The 25,450-nt window shown below is 62.5% G+C and carries 18 protein-coding genes; 5 read left to right on the top strand and 13 right to left on the bottom strand.

Translation table 11 applies throughout. From position 1 onward, the window contains the following. Window positions 1-188 precede the first annotated feature (188 nt). The 5 genes from AC3WR3_RS04835 to AC3WR3_RS04815 all read left to right on the top strand — a co-directional run bounded on the left by AC3WR3_RS04835 (window position 189) and on the right by AC3WR3_RS04815 (window position 7,844). A complete protein-coding gene (locus AC3WR3_RS04835) occupies window positions 189-1,268 on the top strand; it encodes a substrate-binding domain-containing protein (RefSeq protein WP_492291320.1) in 1,080 nt (359 codons plus the stop codon). A 59-nt stretch (window positions 1,269-1,327) separates the two neighbouring features. Then, window positions 1,328-2,812 (top strand): sugar ABC transporter ATP-binding protein, encoded by a 1,485-nt coding sequence (locus tag AC3WR3_RS04830; protein ID WP_492291319.1) that lies wholly within the window; start codon window positions 1,328-1,330, stop codon window positions 2,810-2,812. Window positions 2,813-2,930: 118 nt separating this feature from the next. Next, window positions 2,931-3,908, top strand: coding sequence for an ABC transporter permease (locus AC3WR3_RS04825; RefSeq protein ID WP_492291318.1), 978 nt, complete (start codon window positions 2,931-2,933; stop codon window positions 3,906-3,908). Window positions 3,909-3,938: 30 nt separating this feature from the next. Then, window positions 3,939-5,546, top strand: a complete 1,608-nt coding sequence (locus AC3WR3_RS04820; protein ID WP_492291317.1) for a glycoside hydrolase family 3 N-terminal domain-containing protein — start codon at window positions 3,939-3,941, stop codon at window positions 5,544-5,546. A gap of 126 nt (window positions 5,547-5,672) precedes the next feature. After that, a complete protein-coding gene (locus AC3WR3_RS04815; RefSeq protein WP_492291316.1) occupies window positions 5,673-7,844 on the top strand; it encodes a carbohydrate-binding protein in 2,172 nt (723 codons plus the stop codon). 93 nt (window positions 7,845-7,937) lie between these two features. Here the strand turns inward: AC3WR3_RS04815 and AC3WR3_RS04810 are convergent, their stop codons facing one another. From AC3WR3_RS04810 to AC3WR3_RS04750, 13 genes are all read right to left on the bottom strand, one after another. Continuing rightward, window positions 7,938-8,546: a LysE family translocator gene (locus tag AC3WR3_RS04810; RefSeq protein ID WP_234570284.1), complete on the bottom strand. Its 609-nt coding sequence runs from the start codon at window positions 8,544-8,546 to the stop codon at window positions 7,938-7,940. Window positions 8,547-8,676: 130 nt separating this feature from the next. Continuing rightward, on the bottom strand, window positions 8,677-11,997 hold the full coding sequence (gene mscK / locus AC3WR3_RS04805; RefSeq protein ID WP_492291315.1) for a mechanosensitive channel MscK: 3,321 nt from the start codon (window positions 11,995-11,997) through the stop codon (window positions 8,677-8,679). A gap of 149 nt (window positions 11,998-12,146) precedes the next feature. Further along, window positions 12,147-13,559: a pyruvate kinase PykF gene (gene pykF / locus AC3WR3_RS04800; RefSeq protein ID WP_202046793.1), complete on the bottom strand. Its 1,413-nt coding sequence runs from the start codon at window positions 13,557-13,559 to the stop codon at window positions 12,147-12,149. Window positions 13,560-13,937: 378 nt separating this feature from the next. Next, on the bottom strand, window positions 13,938-15,068 hold the full coding sequence (locus AC3WR3_RS04795; RefSeq protein WP_492291314.1) for a ribosomal protein uL16 3-hydroxylase: 1,131 nt from the start codon (window positions 15,066-15,068) through the stop codon (window positions 13,938-13,940). Between the two features lie 152 nt (window positions 15,069-15,220). Next, complete coding sequence (purB, locus tag AC3WR3_RS04790; protein WP_139439357.1) at window positions 15,221-16,591, bottom strand: adenylosuccinate lyase; 1,371 nt, start codon at window positions 16,589-16,591, stop codon at window positions 15,221-15,223. A gap of 190 nt (window positions 16,592-16,781) precedes the next feature. Next, window positions 16,782-17,393, bottom strand: coding sequence for a high frequency lysogenization protein HflD (hflD, locus tag AC3WR3_RS04785; protein ID WP_247625864.1), 612 nt, complete (start codon window positions 17,391-17,393; stop codon window positions 16,782-16,784). A 23-nt stretch (window positions 17,394-17,416) separates the two neighbouring features. Next, entirely contained in the window at window positions 17,417-18,523 is a 1,107-nt protein-coding gene (mnmA, locus tag AC3WR3_RS04780; RefSeq protein WP_005328710.1) for a tRNA 2-thiouridine(34) synthase MnmA, read from the bottom strand. 157 nt (window positions 18,524-18,680) lie between these two features. Beyond that, on the bottom strand, window positions 18,681-19,148 hold the full coding sequence (locus AC3WR3_RS04775) for an NUDIX hydrolase (RefSeq protein ID WP_247625865.1): 468 nt from the start codon (window positions 19,146-19,148) through the stop codon (window positions 18,681-18,683). 64 nt (window positions 19,149-19,212) lie between these two features. Continuing rightward, on the bottom strand, window positions 19,213-20,151 hold the full coding sequence (rluE, locus tag AC3WR3_RS04770) for a 23S rRNA pseudouridine(2457) synthase RluE (protein WP_492291313.1): 939 nt from the start codon (window positions 20,149-20,151) through the stop codon (window positions 19,213-19,215). A gap of 96 nt (window positions 20,152-20,247) precedes the next feature. Next, on the bottom strand, window positions 20,248-21,015 hold the full coding sequence (locus AC3WR3_RS04765; protein WP_492291312.1) for a PTS sugar transporter subunit IIA: 768 nt from the start codon (window positions 21,013-21,015) through the stop codon (window positions 20,248-20,250). Beyond that, on the bottom strand, window positions 21,016-21,321 hold the full coding sequence (locus tag AC3WR3_RS04760) for a PTS fructose transporter subunit IIB (protein ID WP_247625868.1): 306 nt from the start codon (window positions 21,319-21,321) through the stop codon (window positions 21,016-21,018). It lies immediately after the preceding gene. 213 nt (window positions 21,322-21,534) lie between these two features. After that, the gene (gene uhpT / locus AC3WR3_RS04755) at window positions 21,535-22,941 is read right to left on the bottom strand and encodes a hexose-6-phosphate:phosphate antiporter UhpT (protein ID WP_139439364.1); all 1,407 of its coding nucleotides are present in this window, start codon (window positions 22,939-22,941) and stop codon (window positions 21,535-21,537) included. Window positions 22,942-23,401: 460 nt separating this feature from the next. Beyond that, window positions 23,402-25,309, bottom strand: coding sequence for a PTS fructose transporter subunit IIABC (locus AC3WR3_RS04750; protein ID WP_492291311.1), 1,908 nt, complete (start codon window positions 25,307-25,309; stop codon window positions 23,402-23,404). Window positions 25,310-25,450: the final 141 nt, after the last annotated feature.

Raw genomic sequence — 25,450 nt, 5'->3', positions numbered from 1 at the left:
GTTGTGTTCGGCTCACCCAGTGAATACCCAGACGCTCAGATTTTTCCTGTCATTAATTAACAAAAACTGAACATCCTGTGAGCTGCGTCGCAAAAACATCGCGCTCTTTAGTGAGATACCTCTCATTACAGTCTATAAAACACCTAGATAATGCCTATCGACCACTCAATGGATATAGGGAGAATACCATGTTGGCAAAACGCTCACACTTTTTACTGGCGACATTGACCGCCGCCATGCTGCTCGGCAACGGGGCCCAGGCCGCCGAGGCGACCACGACCCTGGGTCCCAATGGCGAACAACCAACCCTTTATACCCAGGTAACACTCACTACTGCCCAGCAAGACAGGGTCAAGGCCCAGCATTACACGGCCGCCATCCTGATGCACACCACCTCCGACTGGTCGAGTGCCCTCATCAAGGGTGCCAAAGACAGATTCCATGACTTGAACGTCAAAGTGGTGGCGGTGACCGATGCCGAATTCAATGCCAACAAGCAGAGGACGGACGTGGAAACCGTGATGGCCATGGCTCCCGACATCATTCTTACCCTGGTGGTCGACCCCGTCTCCGGCGCCGCGGCCTTTCGCCCCGCGGTCCAGCAAGGCAGCAAGCTGGTGCTGATCAGCAACCTGCCAACGGGATTTGAATATGGCAAGGATTACGCCGGCATCGTTACCGACGACCTGTTCGAGATGGGTGGTCTGGCTGCCGACATGCTGGCCAAGACGGTGGGCGAGCAGGGAAAGATAGGCTTCATCTACCACGAGGCGAACTATTACGTCACCAATCAGCGGGATCAGGCGGTGTTGGCCAACCTGGCCAAGCACCACCCGGGCGTCCAGATCCTTGCCAAGCAGGGCATTGCCAACGCCAATGATGGTGAGGTGGTCGCCTCGGCTCTCATCACCCAGCACCCGGACATCCAGGCCATCTATGCCCCCTGGGATTCCATCGCCGAAGGGGTGGTCGCCGCGACGCGGGCCGCCGGACGCAGTGACATCAAGGTGATCACCATGGACCTGGGCGCCGCCAATGCCCTGGACATGGCCAAGGGCCGCAACGTGGCCGGCATAGTGACGGATTTACCTTATGACCTCGGCCAGACCCTGGCCACCATGGGGGCCCTGGCCAAGCTGGGAGAACAGACCCCTCCCTTCGTCACCGTCTCCGCCGATGCGGTGACCCGCGACAACTTGGCCGATGCCTGGCAACAGGCGCTGCGTCGGGATCCACCGGCCGCCGTTACCAAGGCACTCAGCCAATAAGTCCATAGGTCGCTGCCCTGAGGCAGTGGCCCATGCCATCTCATGGAAGGAGTTATCACATGGAGCTGTACGCCATAGAGGCGAGTGGTATCAAGAAGGGGTTTGACGGCATCCCCGTGCTCAAGAATGTGTCGTTTCGTCTCAAGCGAGGCGAGGTGCATGCCATCGTCGGTCAGAACGGGGCGGGCAAGTCCACCCTGGTCAAGCTGCTCAACGGCTTTCATGGTCGGGACGGTGGCGAGGTGCTGTTGTTTGGCAAACCCTGCCGCTTCACCACCCCCAAAGAGGCGCAGGCCGAGGGGATCGCCATGGTGTATCAGGATCTCAGCCTGGTACCGACCCTGTCGGTGGCCGACAACATCTTCCTGGCTGGCGGCGGCGAGAGTGGCTCGATCATCTCCAACCGGGACAGGGTCAGGCGTGCCGCCCCCCTGCTCGCCATGCTGGGTGTCAATCTGGATCCGGACTGCGAGGTGGGGCGGCTGAGCGTTGGTCAGCAGCAGTTCGTCGAGATAGCCAAGGCCCTGGCCCAGAATGCCCGCATCCTGGTGCTTGACGAGCCGACCGCCTCGCTCTCCAACAATGAGATCAACGAACTGTTCAAGGTGATCGCCACCCTCAAGGGCCAGGGGATGTCGATCATCTACATCACCCACTATCTCAGCGACATCATGCGGGTCTGCGACGCCGTGACCGTGCTGCGTGACGGCCATACGGTGCTTGCCACCCATACGGCCAACACCAGCGTCGAGGCACTGGTCGAGGCCATGCTCGGCAGCAAGGGTGACACCAGCCTGAGCTGGTCACGCCCGGGGTCTGCCGTGGATGCCGTGCCTCTGCTCGAGCTGGAGGGCGTCTCGAATGCACAGCTGCACGACATCTCCCTCAGGGTGATGCCGGGCCAAGTCGTGGGATTGGCGGGTCTGCTGGGCAGTGGCCGTACCGAGATCCTTGAGGCCATCTATGGCCTGACACCCATCCAGGCGGGCGAGATCCGCATCGATGGCGAGCCGGTGCGGATCCGCTCACCCAGGCAGGCCATCTCGCTTGGCATCAACATGGTACCGGAGGAGCGGCGCAGCCAGGGCCTGGTGCTCGATTTCTCGGTGGCCGACAACATGTTGATGGCCGCCTATGACCGGCTCACCCAGGGACTGGGCCTGGACAAGCTCAAGGGAGACGCCATGGTGCGGGCCCAGATCAAGAGCCTGGGGGTCAAGACCAGCGGTCCCGAACAGTCGGTGCGTTTTCTCTCCGGCGGCAACCAGCAGAAGGTGGTGATCGGCAAGTGCCTCTCCACCAAGGCCAAGGTGTTGCTGCTCGACGATCCCACCTTCGGCATCGATATCCATGCCAAGTACGAAATCATGAAGATAGTGGACAGCTATGTCGCCGCCGGTAACGGGGCCATTTTCGTGTCGAGTGAATATGCCGAGGTCGCCAGCTTCTGTGACCTCATCTATGTGGTGAACAAGGGGCGGATCGTCGCCTGCCTGGAAGGGCGACGGATGAATGAAGAGACGCTGCTGGCGGCGGTTCAATGACAAACAAGGAGCCCTGCGTGGTGAACAAGGGACATAGGGTCGTCGCCTGCCTGGAAGGGCGACGGGTGAATGAAGAGACGCTGCTGGCGGCGGTTCAATAACAAGCAAGGAGTCAAGGATGAAAGATTTAACTCTGCCGGCGCCCAAGGGCCGCGGTATCAACTGGCGCGACTACATCATCTACATGGTGTTCGTCGGCATCTTCGTGTTCTTTTCCGTGGTATTGCATGACAAGGGCTTCCTGAGCGCCGTCAACCTGATGAACATTGCGCGTCAGACCGCCACCATCGCCATCATGGCGGTGGGCATGACCTTCGTGCTGAGTGCCGCCGAGATAGATCTCTCGTTCGGCGCCACGGTCGCACTCAGTGCCATAGTCGCGGCGCTGACCCTGCAGGAGACGGACAGCATTCTGCTGGCGGTCTCGGCGGCGCTCATGGTGGGCACCATGATAGGGGCCATCAACGGCCTGTTCGTGACCCAGGTCGGCATTCCCTCCTTCCTGGTGACCCTGGGTACCACCGGCATCATCACCGGCATCGCTCGCTGGTCCACCTCGCTGCAATCCATCCCCATCGACAACGACCTCTATGTGTTCATCTTTGGCTCGGGTGACATAGGGCCCATCTCGGTGCTCTTTATCTGGACCATTCTGGTGACGGTGGCAGGCGCCTTCGTGCTGCGCAACACCCGCTTCGGCAAGCAGGTGCTGGCTACCGGAGGCAACAAGATCTCCGCGATGTATTCGGGCATCAACATCAACCGCATCAAGCTCTACGTGCTGATGCTCAACGGTTTTCTCGCCGCCCTCGCGGGCATCCTCTACTCGGGGCGGCTGCAAAGCGCCCGCTATACCCTGGGGGAGAGCGATCTCATGCTGGTGATTGCCGCCGTCATCATAGGGGGGACCAATCTGTTTGGTGGCAAGGGCATGGTGGTGGGATCCGTCATCGGCGCCCTCATCATGGGCATGGTCAACAATGGCCTGATCCTGATGGGGCTGAACGTGGATCAGCAACTGATCCTGCGCGGCATCATCGTCATCGTCGCCGTCACCTTCACCATGGGGCAGCTCAAGCAGCTGCGAAAAAAATAAGTTTATTATCAGATGCTTAAGGAAGAGATCATGAAGATGGATCCCAAGGTGGCGAGCATCATCTCCGGCTGGAGCCTGAAAGAGAAGGTGGGTCAGTTGTTCATCCTGGCCTTCCCGGGCAAGTCCGCCGAGCAGGCGCGCACCATGATAGTCGAGTACAACCTGGGAGGCTGTTACCTGAGCCAGGACAACGGTGATACCTTCGCCGAGGCCCAGCAATTGACTCGGGAGCTGGCCAGCATAGGTGCCGAGCAGGGTCGCCTACCGCTGCTGCTCGGAGTGGATCAGGAGGGGGCCTGGGGTGTGCTGGTGGGGGAGTCCACCACTGGGCCCGGCAATCTGGCTCTCGGTGTGGCCGAGACCGGGCAGGGTACCGAAGCCATGTACAAGGCCATGGCCGAGGAGATGCGCCTTGCCGGTTTCAACTGCATTCTGGGGCCCTGCTGCGACGTGAACTTCAATCCTAGCTCCCCCATCATCGACAGCCGCTCCTTCGGGGACAGGCCCGCCAAGGTGGCGTTGCACGCGGCGGCGGCGGTGCGCGGTCTGCATCAGGGGGGTATCTGTGGCAGCGGCAAGCACTTCCCCGGGCACGGCGACACCCAGGGTGACACCCACAGGGAGATCCCCAGGGTCGACAAGTCCCTCAGCGAGTTGCGCGAGCAGGATCTGCGGCCCTTCCAGGCCGCCATCGATGCCGGGGTGGATCTCATCATGACCAGCCACATCCTCTATCCGCAGCTCGACAGTCAGCACCCGGCCACGCTCTCATCGATCATCTTGCAGGATCTGCTGCGCACCGAGATGGGCTTCGAGGGCATCATCATCTCCGACAGCATGAACATGGGGGCCATCGTACACCACTACTCCCCCGCCACGGCGGCAGTGCTGGCGCTCAAGGCGGGCATCAACATGATCATGCTCTCCGAGGAGCACTACGATCACAGCGACTCCTACCTCGACAAGCAGTTCGCCATGATCCACGGCATCATGGCCGCGGTGGCGGCGGGGGATCTGGACGAGGCAGTGATCGATGCCGCCCTGGCTCGCATCCTTGCCTTCAAGCTCGCCAAGCTGGTGCCCATGGCGCTCTATCAACCCACCGACATGGCGGCAAACCAGCAGGTGGCCAACCGCTGTGCCAACCAGGCGCTCACCTGGCTACGCCAGGTGCCCGAGTTGGGCGAGGGGCCCTTTTATGTGCTCAACGCCACACCGGCGACCAGCTATCACAACCTCACCAATCCCCGTGGCATAGGCCCCAACCAGCGTGAACCTGCCTTCGATCATTTCCTTGCGGCTCTGGACCAGGGCGCTCGACGGGTGCTGTCCGTGACGCCCGAGCAGCTGGCAACCGTCGGCGACGACTGGCTGCTGGTGGTGACCGAGCACCATCCTCTGCCCGGAGAAGACTTCGCCCAAGGGGAGGCCCAGGCCCTGGTCCGCCGGCTCAGCCGCGAGGTCGAGAAACTGATAGTGGTGGCACTGCGCAGCCCTTATGACCTGCTCGGTTATCCGGATGTGCGCTACTACCTGTGCAGCCACTCGGCCCGCCCCGAGAGCGCTCGCGCCGCCGCGCAAGTGTTGAATGGCACCCTGGCGACCCAGCACAGCCGGGCGGTGAGTCTGGTCAGTTAACTTTTGCTTTTCCCGCCATCCCGGATGGCGGGGGATTTCTCCTAGGAGTCTGTTGTTGGGAGCCTGCATGGGCAATTGCCCGGTGATTAATGGACTAATTAGAGGGTTCAGGCTTTGAAAAGCACCATGAAAATAGTGTCGGCAACCGTGTTGCTCGCGTTGGCTGTCCCCGCTCTGGCGGCCAAGGGGGGCACTCAGGACTTCCTGGATGCGCTGCGCAACTTTGAATCCGGTATCAATCCGGCACTGGCAGATTTTTATCTGCAAAACCTCGACAACCCTGTCTACACCTATGCCCAGGTGACGGCGCCGGGTCGTCTGGTACGGGACTGTTCGACCGGCAGCATGTTGTCCGAGCCGACCACCATCAGTGGCTTCTTCAACAAGTTGGGGGTGGGAAACATCTATAATTCCGCCACCCCGACCGATGCGGCCATGTTCCGGAAGATGCAATACAACTCCTTGAACGCTTGGGGTTTTATCGGTTATCAGCTGGGTGAGGCGGTGTTGATCGATGCCGGTTACTACAGCCCGAAACAGGTGACTGTCGATGGCAAGGAGTACGACAGCTTCTACATGTTCGTGCCGGACTCCACCTGGGCGGGTTGCAAGACCGAGGCCCTGGCCGAGATTGAGGGCTCGGGCGGCAACAAGGTCTATGTGACCGATGTCAACCGCTGGCAGGGAACCTTCGTCGGCAAGAATGGGGTCAACTCCCTGGCGGACTTGCGCCTGCCGGAGAAGCAGGAGCTGGTGATGCGCGACGCCATGCATTTCAACTATCAGGTGATAAGCAAGCTGCTCAAGGACGCCAACATGACCTGGGCCCAGGCCCTGGCCAAGAGCTGGCCCGATAAGGATGACAACGGTCAGCCAATTCAGGTCCGTGCCACCATGTCAGGCATACTGGCGGCGGCACACCTGCGTGGCGCCTGGGGGGTCGGCGCCCTGCTGACCAAGGATCAGATCACCTGTGATGAGCTCGGGACCTGCATCACCAAGTACGTCTACAAGTTTGGTGACTACAACAGCCTGTTTGACACCCCTGGTGACAGCATCACCCAGGGCTCACCTTATGATGAGGTGCTGACGGCCGGTTGGGGCAATGACATTGTCATCACTGGTGGTGGCAAGGATCAGATCCTGCTCAACGAGCAGACGAACGGTCTGACCACAGTCAATGACTTCACCCCAGGCAATGTTCTCATCGTGCTGCGTGGCTGGAGCATGGCGGATCCCCTGGCGGATCTGGTGATTGGTGATGTCGCCGATGGCGCCGAGTTGCAGTTTGCCGGTCAGCGCGTCCTGCTCAAGGGGGTCAGCGCGGCGTCGGTGCAGGCCAATCCGGCTGCCGTCATCACCAAATCCGATATCTACACCCTGGCCTGGAACTCGGGCAAGCAGGTGGTCCAGGGCTTCGATCCTGCGGTCGACAAGATTGCGGGCAGCGCCGGCATCGGCTTCAAACACCTGAAGGCTTATGAGACGGCCACCTCGGTGGTGATAGGCCCGCAGGCGGAGGATGGCGGCATCTACTCCTCCTATGAGCTGGTGGGGTTGACCCTCAAGGATATCAGGCCCGAGATGTTCACCAATGTCACCGGCAGCTACGATCGCCTCGGCTATATAGTGCCGCTTAGCTCGCTGAACTGGGGTTGGAACATGACGCTGGTCGTCAGTCGCTTCGATCCGGCCAAGACGGTCATCACCACCCCGAGCAACCAGCCGGTGCCTTTCTCTGGCATCAAGTTGAGCCAGGAGGGGAGCGACGTGGTCATCAGCCTGGTTGAACCCTATGCCAAGGGGGACGCCAAGCAGATAGTGCTGAAGAACACGGCGGTGAATACCCTCAGTGCGACCAACTTCGCCGGTTTTAGCGGCAGCTACAGCGAAGCCACCATCGACATTCCCGTCTTCTTCGACATCAGCGTGAACGTCGGGGTCGGCGGCACTCTGTCACCAGCGCCGGTGAACGGTGTGCTGAAGGCCAAGGGGGGAACCAGCTTCACCGTCACCCTGTTGCCCGATACCGGTTACAAGGTGAAATCCCTCACCGTCGATGGTGTGGCGCAGGCTGTGGCTGGTAGCTACACCTTCACCGCCGTGAAGGGTGCCCATAGCCTGTCGGTCAGCTTCGAGCAGGGCAGCAGTTGCCCGGCAAGCTGGGCCACCGGGTCTGTGTATACCACGGGCAACCAGGTGACCTACAACGGCAATATCTATGAGGCCAAGTGGTGGAACAGTGGCAATGTGCCGAGCGCAGGGGACCCCTGGAAGCTGATCGGTGCCTGCAGCTAGGCGGCCTTTATGCGCGCCGGGTGATAGCTGACACCTAACAACACAGGCCCCACTTCGGGGCCTGTGTTTCTTGATGGGCTCATGTGCGCGGTGTCAGGGCCGGCTCAGGATCTCCTGGATGACAGGCACCACTGAGAGGGCCAGCAGGGCCGCCATGGCATGGTTGAACCGACGGCGGGCGAGGGCATTGGTCAGCCAGCGTTTGAGCAGGGTGCCGCACAGCAGCCAGAGCCCGACGCAGGGGAAGGAGACGATGAAGAAGGTCAGGGCTATGGTCAGGTTCTGCTGATGGAAGTCGGCCCCTGCGCTGGTGAAGGCGGCGATGGCGCCGGTGGCGACCACCCAGGCCTTGGCATTGACCCATTGGAACAGGGCGCCCTTGAGGAACCCCAGGGGGCGGGCGGAGGTGTCTCCCGTCACCTCGTCGGCGGAGCGGGCAATCAGCCAGGCGAGATAGAGCAGATAGAGGGTGCCGACGCACTTGATGACGAAGTGCAGGCTGGGGAAGAGGGTGAACAGCTGGCCGAAGCCCAGCCCCACCAGCAACAGCATCAGGGTGAAGCCGACGCAGATCCCCATGAGCAGCGGCAGGCTGCGCCTGATGCCGAAGTTGGCGCCGGCGCTCATCACCATGATGTTGTTCGGTCCCGGGGTGACCGATGCCGAGATGGCAAAGAGCACCACGGCGTAGAGATAGTCCATGAGATCCTCGTGGGTGACATTCCGTTGTCTTTCCTATATTGGGGGCCTGCTCCCGCTTTCAAGGCCGGCAGCCCGGGTAAAAAAAACAGGCTCCAATGAGGAGCCTGTTTACAGGGGCAGGAGGTCGGCATCAGGCCGGCTTGCCACCATTGGGCGGCGGCAGGCCCGGGCGGGACTCTATCTTCTGCTCGTCCCCTTGCCGGTTCTTGATGTGGACGTCCATCTGGTTGAACGCGATGTCGATGCCGTGTTCACGGAACAGTACGTCGATGCGGCGGTTCAGCTCATCGATGGCCGGGTTGCGATCCCCGAGCTCGCTCACGAAGAAGCGCAGCTCGTGATCCAGGGTGCTGGGGCCGAAGGTGAGGAAGTAGACGATGGGGGCTGGGTCTTTCAAGACCCGGCTGTTCTCCGTGGCCGCCTGCATCAACAGCTTGCGGGTCAGCTCCAGATCCGAACCATAGGCCACCCCGACCCGGGCGATGACCCGGGTGACGGTATCGGACAGGGACCAGTTGATCAGCCGCTCTATCATCAGCTGCTGGTTCGGGATGATCACCTCCTTGCGGTCGAAGTCGGTGAGGGTGGTCGAGCGGATGCGGATCTTGTTGACCGTGCCCGAGATGGTGCCGATGGTGACCGTATCCCCGATCCGCACCGGGCGCTCGAACAGTATGATGATGCCGGAGATGAAGTTGGAGACGATCTGCTGCATGCCGAAACCGATACCGACCGAGAGGCCGGCGGCCAGCCACTGCAGCTTCTCCCACTGGACCCCCAGCATGGCCAGGGCGGTGAGCGAGCCCATCCCGATCAGCACATAGTTGAGCATGGTGGTGAAGGCGTAGGCGGTGCCCTGGGCGAGGCGCAGCTTGGAGAGCACCAGCACCTCAAGCAGGCCTGGCAGGTTGCGGGCCAGCGACAGGGCCGCCCCGAACAGGAACAGGCCGGTCAGCACGTCGCTCAGGCTGATGGGGTAGAGCACGGCGTTGGCACCCGTGCCCTCGCTCTTGTGCCACAGCACCACGCTATCGAGGTAGGTGAAGACAGCGACCAGATCGGACCAGAGCCAGTAGAAGGCGACGCCGAACACCAGCAGCAGCATGATGCGGGTCAGGCGCAGGGACTGCTGGCTGACCTCTTCCAGATCCATGGGCTGCTCTTCGATGGCCTCGCCCCCTTCCGCATCTTCCGAAGGCTTGTGCTCGCGCTTGGCGACGGCGCGGCGGTAGGCCAGACGGCGGGCCGCCAGCTCCAGACCACGCAGGGCGGTGCGATAGACCAGGCTCCAGATGATGATGAGGTAGAAGGATTCGATCAGGCGACCGGTCAGCTTCAGGGCTGTGTAGTAGTAGCCGAGCGCCGCCAGCACCATCAGGGCCACCGGCGCCAGCGCCAGGGCGACGGCCGTTATGGTCTGCAGCATGCTGGCCTCGCCCTTGATGCGAGCGCGGGAGATGGGCAGCACCAGGTAGGCGGTCAGCCCCAGCAGCAGCATGGTCAGCGCCTGGCCGATGACGTCGTTGCCCAGCGATGAGGGCTCCACCACCGCCTTGGTCGAGAGCATGATGAGGGGCAGCAGGGGCAGCCAGAGATAACGCATGCTGTTGCGCTTGGCCTGCAGCTCGTCCCGCGGGATGCGGAAGTGGCTCTCGCCGATACCGCCAGGGCGCATCACCGACAGGTAGACGCTGAACACCAGGTAGCCCAGTGCCAGGTTCAGGGTGATCTGGAAGATGAGGCGCGGGCTCAGCAGGCCGCAATAGGCCAGCAGCAGGCCGGCGGCCAGGATGAAGAGGGTTCCCGGCAGGCGCTGCAATACGGTGTAGAGCAGGGCGCGCGGGGTGTGCCACTGGCTGTCCTGGCGGAAGCGGCCGAGATCCTTGGCGATCCGCTGCTGGCGCTTGACCAGGGTCGGGCGTTTCCACAGCAGCAGGCCACCCACCAGCAGCAGCGGCAGGGCCAGCAGGGAGACCGCCAGCAGCATGTCGCCCCAGCCTTGCCAGTCCGGCTTGAGCACCCAGTCGGAGGCCTGCTTGTAGGCATGACCCGGCCAGTTGATGAACCACTTGCCATCGATGGGCTTGTTGCTGCTGACCCAGAAGATGTGCTGTTGCAGGGTGAATTCGATGGAGGCATAGATGCGCGTCAGCTGCTGCTGGGTGAGCTGCAGGCTGATGGCGTTGGTCAGCTGGGCATCCATCTGGCGGTTGAGCTGATCGAGCAGGCTGATGCGGGTGTCGATCAGCTTGACCAGGATGGCCTTGTCCTCTTCGCTGACGGTCTCCCTGCTGTTGGCGATCAGGTTGTCCAGATACTGGCCCTTCTGGAACAGCTGATCCCGTTGCTGGCTCAGTTCAAACTGGGCCAGGTGCAGGTCGGCTATCTGCTCTTCCAGGTTCTTCACCAGGGTGGAGGGGGCGGCCTCCAGCTGCTGGTAGAGCTGATAGAGGATGCGTGACAGCAGCAGGTTGCCCTTGAGCATCTGCACCTGTTCGTTCAGGTTGCGCTCGGTCTGGGTGCCGCGCTCCAGCCAGCTCTTGGCCTGCAGGTTTTTCTGGGCGAGCAGGTTGAGGTTGGTGGTGGCGCTGATGAGCTGCTGGCTGAGCTGGTGGTTGATCTCCTGCTCTTTTTGCACCAGCGGGTTGTTCTGGGTGGCGACCAGCTCGCCGGTCTGCTCGGCGGCCTTCTCGGTGTCGCCGAGGCGCTTGGCGCTGCTCTGCTCCTGCAGAGCCTGCAGTTTCTGCTCTTCATGGGCGAGGCGCGCACTCTGGTAGTCGCGCTGCTTGACCGCCAGATCCTGCATGCTGGTGCGGTTGTCCAGATCCTTTTGCAGGTTGGCCAGTTGCAAGTCCAGCAAGGCCAGCTCGGTATTGAGCTTCATCTTCTCGGCGCTGCTCACGCCGTCCCCGGAGTTCAGGCGAGTGCGGATCTCCTGGCTGCGTTGATAGGCGCGGCTCATGTTGGCCTGGGCCCGCTCCGGCAGGGTCTGCAGGCTGGTGATCTGGCTGCCGATGGTGCCGAGGGCCTCCTGGGCATCCTGCATGTTGGCCAGCACCTCCGGCTGACGGCTCTCCAGCTCCGCCAGGCTCATGCTGGCGTATTCGCTCCTGAGCTGCTCAGGACCCTTGTCCTGGGCCAGGGAGTCTATCTTCGCGCCTATCTCTTTCATTTCGCCGGGCAGGGAGCGAACCCGCTGTGCCAGCGCCTTGGCCTTGGCCTGCTCCTTCTCGATGCTGTCGAGCAGGGCAAGGGTGTCGGTCAGCAACTTCTGATCCGCCTGCTGGCTGACGGTGAGGGTCTCTGACTTGCCGAGGGCATCGAGCGCCCGCTGTACGGTGGCGCGCTGGGGCAGATCCTGCGCCATGGCTTGCGGGGCGCAGAGGCTGATGAGTAAACAGAGCAGCGGCAACAGGGTGGCCGAGGCTCTTCTGAACTGTATTGAGGGCATAAAACGTCCGGGTGATTATGCGAGATTCGGGAGGTTTCCCACTGGGGGGAAATCCGCGTGGATTCTAGCACCGGCGCGAGGGAGGCAGCAGGGGGGAGAGATAAAAAAAACGGCGCCCCAAGGCGCCGTTTTCAATGGTTCAGGACTGATTACAGTACGTGAACGGAGGCGGTGTTGGTGGTACCGCTCGGTACCAGGGCACCGGAGACCATGACGACCACGTCACCCTTCAGGCCCATGCCGCTTTGCAGTGCCGCTTCCTTGCCGATGCGATAGAAATCGTCGGTAGAGGCGATGCTGTCAACCACGTGAGCAACCACACCCTTGGTCAGGACCAGCTGGGCAGCAGTTTTCTTGTTGGTGGTGATGGCCAGGATCCAGGCTTTCGGGAAGTACTTGCGAATGGCCTTGGCAGACTTGCCGCCTTCGGTGGCAACCACGATCAGCGGGGCGTCCAGCTTCTCGGAGGTCTCGACCGCGCCTTTACATACGGCTTCGGTGATGCGCAGCTTGTTGCTGTCATTGGCAGCAGACAGGTTGGACGGCATCACGGCGTCGGTACGCTCGCAGATGGTGGCCATGATGGTCACGGCTTCCAGCGGGTACTTGCCCTTGGCAGATTCGCCGGACAGCATGACGGCGTCGGTACCATCCAGGATGGCGTTCGCCACGTCGCCGGCTTCGGCGCGGGTCGGACGCGGGTTCTTGATCATGGAATCCAGCATCTGGGTGGCGGTGATGACCACTTTACGTGCCTTGTTGCACTTGGTGATGATCATCTTCTGGGCGAAGATCACTTCTTCAACCGGAATTTCCACACCCATGTCGCCACGAGCAACCATGATGCCGTCGGAGACAGCCAGGATGTCGTCGAAGTTGTCCAGGCCTTCCTGGTTTTCGATCTTGGAGATGATCTGGATGGCTTCGCCACCGTGGGCCTTCAGGTGCTCACGGATTTCCAGCACGTCTTCTTTCTTGCGGATGAAGGAGGCGGCAACGAAGTCCACGCCCTGCTCGCAACCGAAGATGAGGTCACGCTTGTCTTTCTCGGCCAGGGCCGGCAGCTTGATGGAGACGCCCGGCAGGTTGACGCCCTTGTTCTCGCCCAGATCACCGTTGTTCAGCACCTTGCAGATGACTTCGCGCTCGGTGATTTCGATGACGTCCAGACCGATCAGGCCGTCGTCAACCAGGATGCGGTTGCCGACGCGCAGGTCGTTGGCGAAGCCGGCGTAGGTCACGGCGACCTTGTCTTTGTTGCCAACCACGGTCTGGTCGGTGGTGAAGGTGAAGGTCTGGCCGGCGACCAGAGAGACATCGTTGCCACCTTCCAGCTTCATGGTACGGATTTCCGGACCCTTGGTATCCAGCAGGATGGCTGCGTGCTTGCCGGTCTCGGCCATCACTTCACGCAGGTTGCGGATACGGGTGCCGTGCTCTTCGTAATCACCGTGAGAGAAGTTCAGGCGCATGACGTTCATGCCGGCGTCGAGCATCTTGCCGAGCATTTCTTTGGATTCGGTCTTGGGACCTATGGTGCAGACGATTTTGGTCTTTTTCATGTCAGTCTTCATGGTTAAGGAGTTTCCGCCGTGCAATATACACCAGTTTTTGGATACTTTTTATGATCCAGAAACAACGTTTTGAGCTAAAAACGCCTCAATTTGAAAGATAACGTTTTCGCTCACAGCTGATTTTAGGGGCTAAAATAATTGATTTTCCGCGAGTGAGGCCATTTGGTTCCCATTTTTCGCCCCCGTCGATGACCCGATCCCATGTAGTTAAATGACAAACAAGGGATGAGAGCGCCGCGACGGGGCAGGGCCCCTTTCCCCCTTCGGCCGTCACCCAGTGTAGTCATTGGACCGCCACCACGCAGGAGAGGCACCAGCTTTCGACCAGGCGCGTCACCTACCCAGGGGACGCGCCTTTGCGCAGGCTTAGCCGAAGAACCAGTAACCGCGGTTGATGAGACGGGTCAGCAGCTGCAGGAAACCGGCCTGATCGGCGAGTTCCACCATGTCGGCCTGGGTGATGATGTCCTTGTCGCACAAGAGCGAAATGGCGGCCGCATCCTCGCTCGGCAGGGTCCAGGCCTCGCCGTCGATGTAGCAGGTACGGCTCTCGCCGCTGAACCAGACGGAGCGCAGCCCCGGCACCTTGATGGCGGGCTCGCCCTGGGTCAGCAGGTCGGCCACTTCCTCGGCGCTGTAGTCTGGCTCCATGGGGCTCACGTCCAGATCGTGCTTGGCCTCGGAGATCATGGTGCCAAACCACTCCTTGAACAGGGTCTCGTCATCCAGGGCCTGTTGCATCAGCTCGCGCAGGCGGTGCAGCTCATGGGGCTGGATCTCGCCGTGACGGGAGCGGGGCTTGAGGTCCGGGTCGCCGTAACGCTCGGTGCGCAGATCGTTGTCGATCAGGTGATCGGCAAACGAGGAGATGAGCGCTTTGGCATCCGGCGCCCGGAAGCCCACGGAGAAGTTCAGGGAGGGCTCGATGGCGTAGCCCTCGTGGGGGAATCCGGGCGGGATGTAGAGGATGTCGCCCGGCTCCATGATGGCGTCGATGATCGCCTCGAACGGCTCGCAGTGCAGCAGGGCGGCGTGGGCGGCAAACTCCTCGAGGGGCTTGGCATCGCCGACCCGCCAGTGACGCTTGCCCTGGCCCTGGGTGATGAAGACGTCGTAGTTGTCGATGTGGGGGCCGACGCCGCCGTGAGGGGTGGAGAAGCTCACCATCACATCGTCAAAGCGCCAGCCCGGAATGAACTGGAACGGCAGCGCCAGCTCGTGCACCTCGGGGGCCCAGTGGTTGCAGGCCTGTACCAGCACGGTCCAGTTCTCTTCCCCCAGGTGGTCATAAGACTCGAAGGGCCCGTGTTCGGCGGCCCACTTGCCGTCGAAGCGGGTCACCAGGCGCGATTCGATCACCTCCTCCATGGCCAGCCCAGCCAGCTCGTCCGGGCTGATGGGATCCTGAAAGTCGGTGAAGCCGCCCTTGATGAGGAGCGGGCGCTTCTGCCAGTAATGCTCGAGGAAGTGGGCAATATCCAGATTGAGTTCGTACATGGTGCTTCTCGTATCTTGTGAGAGATCTTGCCCAAGTCGGGCTTGGGCAAGGGCTCTGAAATGGCCCGATAGTCTGTGACGCCATCGAATGGGCCAAAATCAACGGGGGCCCTGCCGTCATGACAGAGCCCCCGCCGGTTCGGTTTAGCCGCTTACTTCAGCAGATCGACCAGACGCTGGGCCTGACCGAGGTAGTTGGCCGGAGTCAGCTTCTTCAGTTCGACCTTGACGGCCTCGGGCAGTTCCAGGGTATCGATGAAGGTGCGCATGCCTTCGGCATCCACGCGGCGGCCACGGGTCAGCTCCTTGAGCTTCTCGTAGGGCTTCTCGATGCCGTAGCGGCGCATCACTGTCTGGATCGGCTCGGCCAGCACTTCCCAGTTGGCGTCCAGATCGGCGGCCATGGCGTCTGCGTTCGCTTCCAGCTTGGAGATGCCCTTGAGGGTCGCCTGATAGGCAATCAGGGAGTAACCCACGGCCACACCCAGGTTGCGCAGCACGGTGGAGTCGGTCAGATCACGCTGCCAGCGGGAGATCGGCAGTTTGCTCGCCAGGTGCTGGAACACGGCGTTGGCCAGACCCAGGTTGCCTTCGGAGTTTTCGAAGTCGATGGGGTTGACCTTGTGCGGCATGGTGGAGGAGCCGATTTCACCCGCCACGGTGCGCTGCTTGAAGTGACCCAGGGAGATGTAGCCCCACACGTCCCTGTCGAAGTCGATGAGGATGGTGTTGAAGCGGGCCATGGCGTCGAACAGCTCGGCGATGTAGTCGTGGGGTTCGATCTGGGTGGTGTAGGGGTTCCAGGAAAGGCCCAAGGAGGTCACGAACTCCTCGGAGAACTGGTGCCAGTCCACTTCAGGGTAAGCGCTCACGTGGGCGTTGTAGTTGCCCACGGCACCGTTGATCTTGCCGAGGATCTCCACCGCCATGATCTGCTTGTACTGGCGCTCCAGGCGATAGGCGACGTTGGCCATCTCCTTGCCCATGGTGCTCGGGGTCGCCGGCTGGCCGTGGGTGCGTGACAGCAGCGGCATGTCGCGGTACTCAACGGCCAGGCGCTTGAGCTCGGAGATCAGCTTCTCGCAATAAGGCTTGATGACCTCGTCGCGGGCTGTTTTCAGCATCAGGCCGTGGGAGTTGTTGTTGATGTCTTCCGAGGTGCAGGCGAAGTGGATGAATTCGCTGACGGCGGCGAGCTCGGGGTTCACTTCCACTTTCTCTTTCAGGAAGTACTCCACCGCTTTCACATCATGGTTGGTGGTGCGCTCGATCTGCTTGATGCGCGCGGCGTCCGCTTCGTTGAAGTTCAGGACTATGCCGTCCAGCACGGCATTGGCGGCCGCACTCAGGGCAGGGACTTCCGGGATCCCGGCGTGGCTGGCCAGTTTTTGCAACCAGCGCACCTCGACTTCGACGCGAAAACGCAGCAGACCGAATTCGGAGAAGATGGGACGCAGGGCATCGGCCTTGTCGCCATAACGACCGTCAATCGGGGAAACAGCAGTCAGCGCGGACAGCTCCATGGGGTGAACTCCTGATGATTGGTGTGGGGGATTCTCATCAACTCGCGCTCCTGTTACGAGACCGTTATCAAGGCTCATGTGCTGCTCGCTTGTTGGTAACCGAGAGTTCTCATTTATCGACATAAACTCCGGTACCTGTGCTGCGCTTCACCTTGCTTCCGGCCTCTCACGACGGAGCTCGAGCCGATTCTTAGAAACGTTTGGCCAGTTCCACCATCTTCTTGCGAGCGAAGATGATCTGGGTACGGCTGCCGCCAAGCTGGCGCCACAGCACGGCGGCACGGATGCCTGCCAGCAGCAGGGCGCGCACCTTGTGCTGCACCAGGGGCTGCTGCAGGAACAGCGGAGTGCCCGCCACCTGGATCCTGGGGCCTATCGGGCTGATAAGATCGCTGTAGATGCTCGCCATGTTGGCCAGGATCTGCTCGTCGAGCAGATCGAAATGCTGTTGCTGGCGGCCGATCTGTCCGATCCGCTCCCCCAGCATGTTGAGAATGTCCTTGCGCTTGGCCAGCTTGCGCTCCAGCGCAATCAGGCTCACCACGTAGCGGGTCAGTTCGGCGTTCTTCTGGCTGCCGTCGGCCCCCAGCTGCTCCACCAGGGCGCGGTAACCGTCGCGGATGGCGAGGTGGCTGCCGAACACTTCCAGCGGCTGCTTGGGATTGGTCACCAGCACGCTTTGCAGGCTCTCGCGCAGGGAGGCCTCGTCACAGGTGCCGTCACGGGCCACTTTTTGCACCAGATAGGCCGCCTGGCAGATGCCGGCGAAAGCCATTGTTCTGTCTTGGAATTTGTCGCTCACGTCTGCTGCCTTCTGTTAAGGATTCAAACCGGATGGCTGAAACGCTGTTCTATGATGCCGCCGCCCAGGCAGACTTCCCCGTCGTAGAAGACGGCGGACTGGCCCGGGGTCACCGCAGCCTGTTTCTCATCGAAGATGACCCGTATGGTCTCATCGTCGATGGGCTGGATGAGGCAGGGGATGTCCTGCTGGCGGTAACGGGTCTTGACGGTGCAGCGTAGCGGCGCACGGATCGGGGTGCGATCCACCCAGTGCAGCTGGCTGGCGATCAGGCCATCGGAGTAGAGGCGGGGATGCTCCCCTTGCGCCACCACCAGGGTATTGCGCTCCACCTCCTTGTCGACCACGTACCAGGCCTCTTCGGTCGCATCCTTCATGCCGCCGATGCCGAGCCCCTTGCGCTGGCCCAGGGTGTGGTACATCAGCCCCTGATGCTCGCCGATGACCTTGCCATCCACGGTTTCGATGGGGCCGGGCTGGGCGGGCAGGAACTTGGCCAGGAAGTCCTTGAACTTGCGCTCGCCGATGAAGCAGATGCCGGTGGAGTCCTTCTTCTTGGCGGTGATGAGGTCGAGCTGCTCGGCGATGCGGCGCACCTCCGGCTTCTCCAGATCCCCGACCGGGAACAGGCTCTGACCCACCTGGGCTTCGCTCAGGGTGTAGAGGAAGTAGCTCTGATCCTTGTTGGTGTCCAGACCGCGCAGCAGGCGCGGGCGGCCTGTGCTGTCGTCACGGCGCACATAGTGGCCGGTGGCGATGTAGGTGGCACCCAGCTCTTCGGCGGCAAACTCGAGGAACGCCTTGAACTTGATCTCCTTGTTGCACAGGATGTCCGGGTTCGGCGTGCGCCCTGCCTTGTACTCTTCCAGGAAGTGCTCGAACACGTTGTCCCAGTACTCGGCGGCGAAGTTGATGGTGTGCAGCTTCATGCCCAGCTTGTCGCAGACGGCCTTGGCATCAGCCAAATCCTGGGAGGCGGAGCAGTACTCGTCCGTGTCGTCTTCTTCCCAGTTCTTCATGAACAAGCCTTCGACCTGATAACCCTGCTGCTGGAGCAGGTAGGCCGAGACGGAAGAATCCACGCCGCCGGACATGCCGACGATCACCTTGATTTGGCTGTTGTCTGTCATTAGTCGAAGTTACCAGTTCGTTTAAACGGGGCGTATTCTACCAGAGTTTTGCGCCCCCGGTCACATCTCCCTGCCGTCGTTCCCCTCGGGAGCCTGGCGGTGGGAAATCGTTTTTCCGTCGTTTGCCAAGATGGGCAAAAAACGGCTTCAAATGGCCTCAGATAAAGGCCTTGAGCGCCGACAGGGGCAGGCGGGTGCCCCCCAGATAGTCCTGGATGCACTGCCACACCAATGGGCTGCGCAGGGCCGGCTTGCACTCGGCTATCTCCGCCAGGGTGAGCCAGTGGCAGGCCAGCACATCGCCGTCGGGATCCTCTGGATGGTGCTGACCCGGCGCCTTTTCAAGGTCGAAGATGACGGCGGTGCGCACGAAGGTGGCCTCGCTGTCCGCCGGTTTGAACAGATAGACCCCGAGCCAGGCGCTGGGGGTGGCGGTGAGCCCCGTCTCCTCCTTGAGCTCGCGGCAGGCCGCCTCAATCAGGTTTTCCCCCGGCTCCACGTGGCCGGCGGGCTGGTTGAAGCGGCGCTGGCCCCTGATCTCCTCCTCCACCAGCAGGAAGCGGCCCTGCCAGTGCACCAGGGCGGCCACGGTGAGGCGGGTGGGCAGCGGTGGGTGATCGCTCATAAGGACTCCTTGTCTCGTTGGCCGTGCCCCGGCGGGGGCGTTCGATGCAGATCCGCTGTCGCCATCATTCTGACGGCTTGGTGCGGGCCGGGCGGCGGGCGGTGCCGCGCCCGCTGCTGCGATTGCCCGGGCGCGGGTCTGCCTCGTGGTTGCCTCGCTCCTGGCGTGGTTCCTGAGGCTGTCGCCGGGCCTGGGGGCTGCGAGCCGCTCGGGGCTCGTTGCTGCCAGTGCCCTCGGGTTTGGTTGATGCCCGCGGCTTGCCGTGCGCTGGCGCTGATCGCGGTGCCTGCGCCAGCTCGGGGGCGGGCAGGGCGCGGGTCTCCCCCGGCGCCAGACCATCTAACGTCCAGTCACCTATGGCGTAGCGAATGAGGCGCAATGTGGGGTGGCCGATATGGGCCGTCATGCGCCGCACCTGGCGGTTGCGACCCTCCACAATCTTGATCTCCAGCCAGCAGGTGGGGATCTCTTTACGCTCGCGAATGGGCGGATTGCGTGGCCACAGATCGGGCTCGGCCATGATGCGCGCCCCGGCGGGCAGCGTCATGCCGTCGTTGAGCTCCACCCCGGCGCGCAGGGCGGCCAGTGCCGCCTCGCTCGGCACGCCTTCCACCTGCACCCAGTAGGTCTTGGGGGTCTTCTCCCCCGGCTGGGTGAGGCGCGCCTGCAGCTTGCCGTCGTTGGTGAGCAGCAAGAGCCCCTCGCTGTCTCTGTCCAGCCGGCCCGCGGCATAGATGCCGGGCTCCCTGATGTAATCCTTGAGGGTCTCGCGCCCCGCCTCGTCGGTGAACTGGCAGAGCACCATGTAGGGCTTGTTCAGCAGCAAGAGCCTGCGATCTGCCGGTGCCACCTCTGGTTTTTGCCCCGCCACTCTGGCGTCGCCCGCCTGCCGGGTACCGGCTCGTGAGCGTGCAAGGCCGGGCTTGTGGGCCTCATCCTGTGCGGGGCGGCCAGCGGCGCTGGGGCGGCCGGAAAGGGAGAGGCGGGGACGGGCAGGTTTCATCGCGTGCATACCAAAAACAGGGGATGCCGGAGTGTATCACGGCGGCGCTCGCCATGGGGCATCGGGGATGCGCGCACTCGGGCAGGCCTGCGCCTCTCAGCCGAGCAGGCTGTCGATGACGATGGCCTGGCGGGCGGGGGCCGAGCTTGCGTGCAAGAGCGCCGTGCTGACCACCTCGTCCATCAGGGCGCGGGCCAGCCGGGTGAGGGGGCGCAGCTGCTCGGTGGCCAGAGCGGCCGGAATGGCCAGCAATATGATGGTCTGCACAGGCCCGAGCGCCGATCCCCAGGGGAGGGGGTCATCGCAGCTAAGCAGCGAGAGGCTTGGCCTGGTGATGGCGGGGCAGATCACATGGGGCATGGCGAGGCCAGGCCTGATGATGGTGGCGGCGAGCCGCTCCCGATCCGCGATGGCCTGCTCCAGCGCGGCTCTGTCGCGCACCCGCTCCCCCGGCAGCAGATCCACCAGGATCTGCAACGCCAGCGCCTTGTCGAGGGGCGCCGAGCTGTGGCCGAGCTGGGCGAGGGAAAAGCCGTAGTCGGGCAGGGCGGCGGCCAGCCGCTGCTCGGCCCGGGCCGAGGTGGCGGGGCGCCCCAGCGGCTGGCCCAGCTCCACGCACCAGCAGGTGAAGGCCATGTGGGCGAGCTCGGCATCCAGCCCTTCGATCAGCAACTGGCAGAGATCCCCGGGCTGGGTGGCCAGGGTGAGCAGGGCGAGCTGGCTGGTCGCCTCTGCCCGCTGGCGACGGCTGATGTTGATGAAGAGGATCTGGGACTTGAACAGCCCGGCCAGTCGACAGAGCTGCTTGGCCTGGGTGATGGTCAAGCCTTGGTGGCAGCAGAAGGTGAGCTCGCGGCGGAGCATTCAGGCGCCGGGGGTGGCGGCTTTGAGCACGGCGGCGGCGTCCAGCAGCACGGACTCCAGGGATACCTGGCGCACATTGCAGCCGAGGAAGCGCTCCTTCTGCTCTATCTCGATGTCGGAGGCGATCAGCACCAGATCCGCGCTGGCGATCTCCCTGGCGGTCAGCACGTTCTCCAGCCCCATGGCGCCCTGGGTCTCCACCTTGATCTTGAGCCCCAGCTTGTCGGCGGCTTTTTGCAGCGCCTCGGCGGCCATGTAGGTGTGGGCTATGCCGGTGGGGCAGGCGGTAACGGCGAGGATCTTCATGGGCTCTCGAAGCAAATTGAGGTGGGGCAACAAGATAGCGCCATGGGGCGGCTTTTGCCAAAGGTGCGGGGTGAAAGTGGGATCTTGGCGGCGCTCTGGTGCCGCTTTGCGCAAGGTGTGGCCCCGTTTGAGTGTGGGGCTGTGCGGGTAAAAAAAACGGCCCGCCAGAGGGCGAGCCGAATGCATATCAGGAGATAAAGCGGATGGCGGCTATCAGGCGGACTGGGTGGCCAGCTCGGCGGCGCGCAGTTCCCGTTTGATGCGGCGTATCTTGCGCTCCTCGGCCACGGCGACGCAGGCCATCAGCACCAGGCAGGCGGCGGCGGCCATGTCCAGCGCCGCGAAGGTGCCGGTCCAGCCGGTCAGGCCGAAGATGGGGGTGCCGTCGGCTATCATGCCCAGCCCCAGCTTGGCGAAGCTGTCACCAATGAGGTAGGCGAAGGTGCCCTTGACCCCGTCGGCCACGCTGATCCCCTGCTTGGGCACGAAGCCCACAGCGGCCACGCCGATCAGCAGTTGCGGACCGAATACCAGGAAGCCCAGCAGGAACAGGGAGCCCAGGAACATGAACTGGGTGGTGGCGTGCTGGTAGAGCCCCAGGGTGGCGATGATGAGCGCCAGTGCCACGCAGGCCACCAGACCACGGCGACCGTTCGCCAGATCCGAGAGGTAGCCCCACATCAGGGTGCCGACCAGGGCGCCCACTTCGAAGAAGGTGAAGCCCTGGATGGCGACTTCCTTGGAGAAGCCGAGCTCCTGGTGGGCGTAGACGGTGGACCACTGGTCGATGCCGATGCGCACCACGTAGAGGAAGATGTTGGCAAAGCAGAGCAGCCAGATCACCTTGTTCATCAGCACGTACTTCACGAAGATCTGCCACTTGGTCAGCTTCTGCTCCTCGGTGGCGATGTCCTCTTCGCTGGCGACTTCGTCAAACAACTCCTCCACCTTGCCCAGACCATAGGCCTCCGGCGAGTCGCTGCCAAAACGCAGGCCGATAAAGCCGACAATGAGCGCAATCATGGAGGGGAAGATGAACATGCCGAGCACGTTGCCATCGAACAGGTAGTTGGCACCGAACAGCGCCACACCGGCCGCGCCGGCGCCGCCCACGTTGTGGGAGAGGTTCCACATGCCGAGGTAGGTGCCGCGCTTGTTGCGGGGGGTCCACTTGGTGATGGTGGAGTAGCTGCAGGAGCCACCACAGCTCTGGAAGAAGCCGCTCAGGGCATAGAAGAAGATCATGAAGTAGAGGCTAAAACCCGTGCCCCCCATGCTGGCACTGAAGCCCAGCATGCAGAGGGCGGAGAGGATCAGCATCAGCGGCAGGAACTGCTTGGTGTTCTTGCCGTCGGCATAGTAGGAGACGACCGTCTTGCCCACCCCGTAGGTGATGGAGAAGCCAAGGCCTATCATGCCGAGCTCGGTCATGGAGAGACCGTACTCCTGGATCATGTCGTTCTGGGCGATGTTGAAGTTCTTGCGGATCAGATACATGGTCAGATAGCCAATGAATACAACCAGATAAGATTGCATGAATGGCTTGAACCAGAGCTTGCGCCGGGCTTCGACCGGCAGGTCCAGGGTGGGGATCCGGACCTGTTCGAGCAGTTTAAACATCTTCGTTCATCCTCTGCGAGATAGACGCTATTCCCGCCGCGTTCCTCATTTGTGTATTGAACTCGTTCAATCTGTTATGGGAGGTCACGCCACGGGAAGGGCGACAGGAAGAGGGCGAACTGCAGAGCGCTCCCCTGTCGATTGAACCCATGCCCGGCCCTGGCGCCTGCGCTGGGGTCGGGTAACTACATCAGGTAGGTCGACTGTAAAGAGGCGGGATGGGGATGGCGTGAGAGCCATCCCTAGGGGACTTAAGAAAATTTCCTAGTTTGGCGGCTTGTGGCCCTGAAGCGTGAAGGGGATCACAGTGTCGGCTCACTGGCCTGCGCACCCCGGGTGGCGCGGCGCCGCAGGGAGGGGAGCCATCAGGCTCGCAAACCGGCGGCAAGGGGGGCGCAAAAACAAGCAGGCCACCCGGGGGTGGCCTGCTGTCATCTCAAGTGCGTGGGGTCAACAAGGGTCAGGCGGCCTTGGCCAGGGTCACCTCGTCACTCTTTTTAACCCGCAGTTTTTTCAGGGCGACCGCCACCACGCCGGTGACGATGGCGCCGCAGATCATGCAGAGCAGGGCCAGCAGCGGCTTGTTGACGGCGCCCAGCAGGGCCACGATGGGGCCACCGTGGGCCACGCTGTTGGTGATGCCGAACAGGAAGGCCATGACGGCGGCAGTCATGCTGCCCAGCACGTTGGCCGGGATGACGGCGAGCGGGTCGCGGGCGGCGAACGGAATCGCCCCCTCGGAGATCCCCACCAGACCCATGGCACCGGCAGCCTTGCCCGCCTCGATTTCGGAGGCATCGAAGATACCGAGCTTGCGACCGAGCACGGTGGCCAGCGACATGCCAAGGGGCGCAGCCGGGATGGCGCAGGCCATGGCCCCCATGAACTGGGTCTGGCCGGAGGCAATCATGCCGACGGAGAACAGGAAGGCCACCTTGTTGACCGGGCCGCCCATGTCAAAGCCCGCCATGCCGCCCAGCACTATGCCCAGCAGCACCAGGCTGCCGCCGCTCATGGAGAGCAGCATGGCGTTCAGGCCCGTCATCATGTCGGCGATGGGGGCGCCGATGATGAAGATGAAGACGGCGGCGATAAAGAGCGACCCGACGATGGGGGCGATCAGGATAGGCACCAGGGGCTGCACCATCTTGTGGTAGTGGCGGGTCGCAATCCAGCGCACCAGGTAGCCGACCAGCAGGCCAGCTATGATGGCACCGATGAAGCCGGTGCCGGCGTCGGCGCCGTAGAAGCTGCCGTTGTTGGCGATCCAGCCGCCGATAAAGCCCGGTGCCAGGGCGGGGCGATCACCGATGGCGTAGGCGATGTAGCCCGCCAGTATGGGGATCATCAGGGTAAAGGCGGCGACCCCCACGTTGAGGATCTGGTTCCACATGCTCCCTGCCGGGATCTGCATGCCGCTCGGGGTCGGGTCACCGCCGATGGCGAGCGCCAGGGCGATCAAGAGGCCCCCGGTCACCACGAAGGGGATCATGTGGGAGACGCCGTTCATCAGGTAACGATAGAGATCGGAACTGCCGCCCGCGCTCTTCTCCTCGCTCTTGCGCTCATCCTTGTCCGCCACATAGGCGGGGGCCTTGAGCGCCTGCTCGATGAGGCCCTTGCCATCCTTGATGGGCGCCTTGACGCCGGTCTTGATGAGCGGCTTGCCGTTGAAGCGGGTCATGTCCACCTGCTTGTCGCAGGCCACGACGATGGCGCTGGCGCGGGCGATCTCGGCAGGCGTAGGGCTGTTCTTGACGCCGATGGAGCCGTTGGTCTCCACCTTCACCTCGTAACCCAACTCCCTGGCGGCGCGCTCCAGGGATTCCGCCGCCAGATAGGTGTGGGCGATGCCGGCCGGGCAGCCGGTGACGCCTATGATGAAGCCCTTGTCGGCGGCCGGGGTGGCAACCGTCTCTTCTTTCTTCTCGAGCAGCAGCGCCAGCGCCTCGGCCGAGGTCTTGGCGGCCAGCAGGGCATCGATAAAGCCCTCTTCGATCAGCTTGGCGGAGAGCTCGGCCAGCACCTCGATATGGTGGTTGGCGCCACCGGCCGGGGAGGCAATCATGAAGAACAGCCGGGAGGGCTTGCCATCCTCGGCGCCGTAATCGATACCGGCGCGGCTGATGCCGATGGCCACCGCCGGGGTGCTCACCGCCGCACTCTTGGCGTGGGGCAGGGCGACGCCCTCCTCGAAGCCGGTGTTGTCCAGCTCTTCCCGGGCCCACAAGTCCTTGATGAACTGCTGCTCGTCGCTGACCTTGCCTTGGGCGACCAGCAATCGGGTCATCTCGGCGAAGACCTCCTCCTTGCCCGTGGCCTTTAAATCGAGCGCGATCAGCTGCTCGTTGATAAGGGTGGTGATCATGGCGTTCTCCCTGCTCCCTTGATGGAGCTTGTTGGCATGCCGTGCACACGGCATGCAGACAAAATTGACACGACTATTATCGCGCCGGGTCGCACGCCACCCTATCGGACAAATGTGCGAATGACTGGATTTTTGTGCGGC

Source organism: Aeromonas sp. EU05-FHT14A05 (assembly GCF_058791175.1).
Note: the sequence above shows the minus strand (reverse complement) of the source record. Positions and strands in the feature narration are given on the sequence as shown.